Genomic DNA, 6650 nt, shown 5'->3' with positions numbered 1-6650 from the left:
AAGGCCTCACAGGTCTTTCTCAAAGGAACCTCATCCACCGAAATGGACGGGGTATCAACTTCTGGCGTTGATTTTTGGCACGCTGTTGAGTTCTCAAGGAACGGACGCTTCCTTTGTACTCACCCTCGCGGGTTTTCCTCCGGGCTTCGTTCTTCGTTTCCGACTCTATCAGACTCTCTCGTGTCCGATTCCCGGTCGAAGCGGGTTTCGCTTTCCAGGTATTCGCTTTCGCGTTTCCCTTTCCGGCGAGTCCGACTCTATCAGAAGTTTTCCACCGGTTTTTCCGGCGTTCATTTTCTGAAAATGAGCTGGCTGTGCCCCGAATATAGAAATTGAATTCCTAGAGGGGGGCGAGCAAGACTTTAAACCATCGCTGCCGAACTTGTCCAGTTCGAGGCAACCGTTCGAATCTACCTCCCCACAGCCACCGTGTCAACGGCGTTTGCGGGACAGACGAGGAGACTAGCAGCTCAGCCGACCGGCCCGCACATCAGGCGGCCGACGGGAGGGTCGCGCTCTGGTCGGCTGACTCCACGTCGCCCACCTCGCCCGCACGGGAGGCGCGGCCGCCCAGGACATAGACGTACAGCAGGAACAGCGCCTCGACCACGACACCGATGGCGATGCGTGCCCAGGTCGGCAGGCCGGAGGGGGTGACGAAGCCTTCCAGGGTGCCCGCGACGAACAGGACCACCGCGAGGCCGATCGCCATGCCGAGGGCGGCGCGGCCCTGTTCGGCCAGGGCCTCGCGGCGGCTGCGGGGGCCCGGGTCTATGACCGTCCAGCCGAGGCGCAGGCCCGTACCCGCGGCGACGAACACCGCCGTCAGTTCGAGGAGGCCGTGCGGGAGGATCAGGCCGAGGAAGACGTCGAGGCGCCCGGCCGAGGACATCAGGCCGATGCCGACCCCGAGGTTGAGCATGTTCTGGAAGAGGATCCACAGCACCGGGATGCCGAGGAAAGCGCCGAAGACCAGGCAGATCGCGACGGCCTGGGCGTTGTTCGTCCAGACCTGGGCGGCGAACGAGGCCGCGGGGTGGCTGGAATAGTACGTCTCGTACTGGCCGCCGGGGCGGGTCAGCTCCCGCAGGTGGTCCGGCGCTCCGATCGAGGCCCGCACCTCCGGGTGGACGGCTATCCACCAGCCGATGAGCGCGGCCAGCGCGGTCGAGAGCACCGCGACCGGTATCCACCAGCGACGGCTGCGGTAGACCGCGGCCGGGAAGCCGGCGGTGAAGAAGCGGGCCACGTCGCGCCATCCGGCCCGGCGCGCGCCGGTCACCGAGGCGCGGGCGCGGGCGACCAGCTGGGTGAGGCGGCCCGTGAGCATCGGGTCGGGCGCGCTCGACTGGATCAGCGAGAGATGGGTCGAGGTGCGCTGGTAGAGCGCGACGAGTTCGTCGGCCTCGGCTCCCGTGAGGCGGCGGCCGCGCCGCAGCAGGACCTCCAGCCGGTCCCATTCCGCACGGTGCGCGGCCACGAAGACATCGAGATCCATCCGGTAACCGCTCCCCTGCCCCAGGTTCCCTGCTCCTACTGTGGTCAGCTTGGCAGACTTGATGAACGAGGGGCGGGGCAGGTCACGTGAAGGGTGTGCGTCGGTGAGTGAACTGGTGACGGGGGACGCGGTCGTCCTGGGACTGAGGCCGGCGAGGCTGCCGAGCCGGGGGCTGGCCTTCGTGCTCGACCTCGTCGTGTATTTCACCGGTTATCAATTGATCAATATCGGGCTGATCTTCGCCATCTCCTCGCTGGACGAGGCGGCCTTCGCGGCCGTCGCGGTGGGCGGGTTCCTGTTGTTCATGGTCGGCATACCGATCGCGGTGGAGACGCTGAGCCACGGGCGGTCCCTCGGGAAGCTCGCCTGCGGACTGCGGGTGGTGCGGGACGACGGCGGGCCGATCCGGTTCCGGCACGCGCTGGTGCGCGGGGCGATGGGCGCGGTGGAGCTGCTTGGCACCTCCGGGATCGTGGCGTGCGTCGCCTCGCTGGTCTCGGAGCGGGGGCGGCGGCTCGGCGACGTCTTCGCGGGGACGCTGGTGGTCCGCGAGCGGGTGCCGGGGGCCCGGGTGGTACCGGTGCCGCCGCCTCCGCCGTGGCTGGCGGGGCGGTTCACGGGGCTCGACCTGTCGGGCGTACCGGACGGGCTGTGGCTGGCGGTGCGCCAGTACCTGACGCGGATGAACCAGCTGGACCCGCGCGTGGGTGCGGCGATGGCCGCCCGGCTGGCGGACGACCTGGTGGCGCGTACGGGGACGCCCCCGCCGCCGGGGGTGCCCGCGGCGGCGTACCTGGCGGCCGTGGTGCACGAACGGCAGTCGCGGGACGCGGCGCGGGCCTTCGGCCGCGGGCAGGCTCACGGGGGCGGTCGCCCGGCGGTCTTCGGTCCCGCGGCGCCGTACGCGGCCCCGGCCCCGACCCCTTCTCCGGCCCCGCATCCGCATCCGTATCCGGCGCCCGCGGTGCCTGCGGCGCCGGTCGCTCCCGTCGCGCCCGAGCAGCCGCGCTCCGGCGGGTTCGCGCCGCCCGCCTGAGTCGGCGGGGGTCAGTCCTGGAAGACCGAGGGCGGGGTCTCCAGGTGTTCCAGCTCGATGCCGGGGGCGGAGAGGACCACGTCCCCGGCCAGGTGGACCGTGTGCACCTCGCCCGTGTCGAGGGCGCTGATCCGGTACGTGTCCACCATCAGCGGGCCGCTGTCCGTGGCGTGTTCCGCGCGCTCGGTCAGCTCCCAGGCCTGGTCGACCGTACGGGGCGCGAGCACCGGGTCGGTGAGGGCGACCAGCCGGATCCGGGTGGCGGGGGCGCCCGGCGCGAGGCGCAGCAGGCGGGCCGTGGAGACCAGGAAGGCCGGGGAGCCGCCGGTGAAGCCGGAGGCGCGGACGTTGCCCTCGCTGGCCTCGGTGCCGGTGGGGTCGGTACGGACCCAGGTGACCCCGTCGATGGCGGCGCCGCGTACCTGCCAGCTGGACGCGTTCAGCTCCATCCGGATGGGGCGGCCCAGCTCGTCGACGGTCAGGTCGACGGAGCCGCGGTGGCCGCCGTCGGGGGTGGTGAGCTGAGCGACGTACCGCCAGCCGCTGGGGCCCGGGGCGCAGTGGAAGTGCTCCTCGCCGAGCGGGGTGTGGTCGTGCGTGTCGTGGAGCGAGTAGCGGCCGCGGGGCATGGTTCACCTTTCCGGGACGGGTACGGCGTGGGTACGGGGCAGGCCCCCGGCATCGCTGCCGGGGGCCTGTCTGACGTGCGGTGGTGCCGCGGATCCGGTGAGGATCAGTAGCGGTAGTGGTCCGGCTTGTAGGGGCCGTCGACGTCGACGCCGATGTAGGAGGCCTGCTCGGGGCGCAGGGTGGTGAGCTTGACGCCGAGGGCGTCGAGGTGGAGCCGGGCGACCTTCTCGTCGAGGTGCTTGGGGAGCACGTAGACGTCGGTCGGGTACTCGGACTGCTTCGTGAACAGCTCGATCTGGGCCAGGGTCTGGTCCGCGAAGGAGTTGGACATGACGAAGGACGGGTGACCGGTGGCGTTGCCGAGGTTCAGCAGACGGCCCTCGGAGAGGACGATCAGGACCTTGCCGTCGGGGAACTTCCAGGTGTGGACCTGGGGCTTGACCTCGTCCTTGACGATGCCGTCGATCTTCGCGAGACCGGCCATGTCGATCTCGTTGTCGAAGTGACCGATGTTGCCCACGATCGCCTGGTGCTTCATCTTGGCCATGTCGGCGGCCATGATGATGTCCTTGTTGCCGGTCGTGGTGATGAAGATGTCCGCGGTCTCCACGACGTCGTCGAGGGTCGCGACCTGGAATCCGTCCATCGCCGCCTGGAGCGCGCAGATCGGGTCGATCTCGGTGATGATGACGCGCGCGCCCTGGCCGCGGAGCGACTCGGCGCAGCCCTTGCCGACATCGCCGTAGCCGAAGACGACCGCGACCTTGCCGCCGATGAGGACGTCGGTGGCGCGGTTGATGCCGTCGATCAGGGAGTGGCGGCAGCCGTACTTGTTGTCGAACTTCGACTTGGTGACGGCGTCGTTCACGTTGATCGCCGGGAACAGCAGGGTGCCCTCGGACATCATCTCGTACAGGCGGTGGACACCGGTGGTGGTCTCCTCGGTGACGCCGCGGATCTCGGACGCGAGCTGCGTCCACTTCTGCGGGGCCTCGCCGAGGGTGCGGTTCAGCAGGGTGAGGATGTGCGCGTACTCCTCGGAGTCCGCCGTCGACGGGTCCGGGGCCGCGCCGGCCTTCTCGAACTCGACGCCCTTGTGGACGAGGAGGGTGGCGTCACCGCCGTCGTCGAGGATCATGTTCGGGCCGCCGGTGGGGGTGTTCGGCCAGGTCAGGGCCTGCTCCGTGCACCACCAGTACTCCTCCAACGTCTCGCCCTTCCAGGCGAAGACGGGGACGCCGGCCGGGGCCTCGGGGGTGCCGGTCGGGCCGACCGCGATGGCGGCGGCGGCGTGGTCCTGGGTGGAGAAGATGTTGCACGAGGCCCAGCGGACGTCGGCGCCGAGGGCGACGAGGGTCTCGATCAGCACGGCGGTCTGCACGGTCATGTGCAGGGAGCCGGTGACGCGGGCGCCCGCGAGGGGCTGGGTGGCGGCGTACTCGGCGCGGATCGACATCAGGCCGGGCATCTCGTGCTCGGCGAGGGTGATCTCCTTGCGGCCGAAGGCGGCGAGGGAGAGGTCGGCGACCTTGAAGTCGGTGAATGCTGCAGTCATGCGGGCTGCTCCTCGTGGGTCGAGAGGTGGGTACGGCTGAGCCGTGCACCGCTGAACGGCGCACCGAGCACAGTCCGTCGGAGGCCCTCTCTCCCCACGGCCGGTCACGAGGACCGCCCGACCGCCATCAGCGGCGACGCCTGACACTGATGACGAATCTACACCGATCGGCGGAGCGTGCCCCAGTCGGTTGCTGATCTGCTCGTGGCGGCGCGGATCCGGATGAGGGCCTTCCGCCGGAGCTGTCAGCCCGCGCTGGTGGGCGCGGGGGTGGGCGCCGGAACGGGCGCGGGCGCGGGTGCCGGGACGGCCGTACGGGCCTCCCGGGCGGTTCCCGCGGCCGCTGCTCCCTCCACTCCTCCCTCCACCACTCCCTCCGCCGCTCCCTCCCCGGCCGCCGACGGGAGGCCCGAGGTGCTCTCCGGCTATCTGACGGAGCGGACGGTGAGGACCGAATTGGCCGCGGACGGCAAGGAGGCCGCGATCCGCGAGATGGCGGCGATGCCGGCGACCACGGGCAACGTCCGGGACACCGAGGAGCTGGTCCGGGTCGCGCTGGCCCGTGAGGCGCAGGGCACCACGGGGCTCGGCGAGTCCATCGCCATCCCGCACGCCAAGACGGACGCGGTCAGCCGCCCCACCGTCGGCTTCGCCCGGTCCACGGAGGGCATCGAGTGGGGCGCCCCGGACGGGACGACGGCCCAGCTGGTCTTCATGATCTCGGTGCCGGAGGCCGCGGCGGGCGACGAGCACCTGCGGATCCTGGCCCTGCTCTCGCGCAAGCTGATGGACTCGGGCTTCCGGGACCGGCTCCGCTCGGCCCCCGACGAGGCGGCGATCCTGGACGTGCTGCGCGAGATCCAGTAGATCCAGTAGCCCCTGCACCCGCGCGCGAAGGCCCCCCGCACCGGACGGTGCGGGGGGCCTTCGCGCGTTCAGCGCCGTCAGTGGGTGTCGCCGCCCGGGGTTGTGGCCGGGTTGGCGCCGGAGGCCGCCGCCGCCGCGTTGTAGATGTCGGGCTCCAGATAGATCACGCGGGCGATCGGGACCGCCGCGCGGATCCGCTCCTCGGCCGCGTTGATGGCGTTCGCCACCTCGGTGGCGGTGTCGTCGTGCTGTACGGCGATCTTGGCCGCGACCAGGAGTTCCTCCGGGCCGAGGTGGAGCGTACGCATGTGGATGACGCCGGTGACGGTGTCCCCGTCGACCAGCGCGGCCTTGATCTGCTCGACCTGTTCGACGCCCGCGGCCTCGCCCAGCAGCAGGGACTTGGTCTCGGCGGCCAGGATGATCGCGATGGCGATGAGCAGGACGCCGATGCACAGGGTGCCGATGCCGTCCCAGACGCCGTCGCCGGTCGCCAGGGCGATGCCGACGCCGCCGAGGGCCAGGACCAGGCCGATCAGCGCGCCGAAGTCCTCCAGGAGGACCACGGGGAGTTCGGGGGCCTTGGCGCGCTTGATGAACTGGCCCCAGGACAGCGAGCCGCGGATCTCGTTCGACTCCTTGATCGCGGTGCGGAAGGAGAAGGATTCCGCGACGATCGCGAAGACCAGCACGCCCACCGGCCAGTACCAGTGCTCGATGGCGTGCGGTTCCTTGATCTTCGCGATGCCCTCGTAGATGGCGAACATGCCACCGACGGTGAAGAGCACGATGGAGACGAGGAAGGCGTAGATGTAGCGCTCGCGCCCGTAACCGAAGGGGTGTTGCGGGGTCGCCTCGCGCTGGGCCTTCTTCCCGCCCAGGAGCAGCAGCCCCTGGTTGCCGGAGTCCGCCAGCGAGTGGACGCTTTCCGCGAGCATCGACGACGAGCCGCTGAAGACGAAGGCCACGAACTTGGCTACAGCGATGGCGAGGTTGGCGGCGAGTGCCGCCACGATCGCCTTGGTACCGCCCGACGCGCTCATGGTTTTGGGAGTTCCCTTCCT

6 protein-coding genes and 1 pseudogene are annotated in these 6650 nt (G+C 70.3%); 3 read left to right on the top strand and 4 right to left on the bottom strand.

The annotated features are described in order from the left end of the window. On the top strand, positions 1-301 hold a 301-nt coding region (locus QMF80_RS07585; protein ID WP_283450774.1), incomplete at its 5' end, for a hypothetical protein. A 189-nt stretch (positions 302-490) separates the two neighbouring features. Here QMF80_RS07585 and QMF80_RS07580 read toward each other — a convergent pair. Continuing rightward, positions 491-1498, bottom strand: coding sequence for a stage II sporulation protein M (locus QMF80_RS07580; RefSeq protein WP_283450772.1), 1008 nt, complete (start codon positions 1496-1498; stop codon positions 491-493). A gap of 103 nt (positions 1499-1601) precedes the next feature. Here QMF80_RS07580 and QMF80_RS07575 point away from each other — a divergent pair, with 103 nt between their 5' ends. Next, positions 1602-2534, top strand: a complete 933-nt coding sequence (locus tag QMF80_RS07575; RefSeq protein ID WP_283450771.1) for an RDD family protein — start codon at positions 1602-1604, stop codon at positions 2532-2534. A gap of 11 nt (positions 2535-2545) precedes the next feature. Here QMF80_RS07575 and QMF80_RS07570 read toward each other — a convergent pair whose 3' ends face one another. Both QMF80_RS07570 and ahcY read right to left on the bottom strand, forming a co-directional pair. Then, positions 2546-3163, bottom strand: a complete 618-nt coding sequence (locus QMF80_RS07570) for a hypothetical protein (RefSeq protein ID WP_283450770.1) — start codon at positions 3161-3163, stop codon at positions 2546-2548. A gap of 104 nt (positions 3164-3267) precedes the next feature. Next, on the bottom strand, positions 3268-4719 hold the full coding sequence (ahcY, locus tag QMF80_RS07565; RefSeq protein WP_283450769.1) for an adenosylhomocysteinase: 1452 nt from the start codon (positions 4717-4719) through the stop codon (positions 3268-3270). Positions 4720-5025: 306 nt separating this feature from the next. Between ahcY and QMF80_RS07560 the strand changes: the two are divergent. Then, positions 5026-5586: pseudogene (locus QMF80_RS07560) on the top strand (PTS sugar transporter subunit IIA); the annotation flags it as partial. A 77-nt stretch (positions 5587-5663) separates the two neighbouring features. Here QMF80_RS07560 and QMF80_RS07555 read toward each other — a convergent pair. Next, on the bottom strand, positions 5664-6629 hold the full coding sequence (locus QMF80_RS07555; protein ID WP_283450768.1) for a cation diffusion facilitator family transporter: 966 nt from the start codon (positions 6627-6629) through the stop codon (positions 5664-5666). Positions 6630-6650: the final 21 nt, after the last annotated feature.

The organism is Streptomyces sp. G-G2 (genome assembly GCF_030063135.1).
Taxonomy (GTDB): domain Bacteria; phylum Actinomycetota; class Actinomycetes; order Streptomycetales; family Streptomycetaceae; genus Streptomyces.
This window is presented reverse-complemented; position numbering and strand designations above follow the sequence as displayed.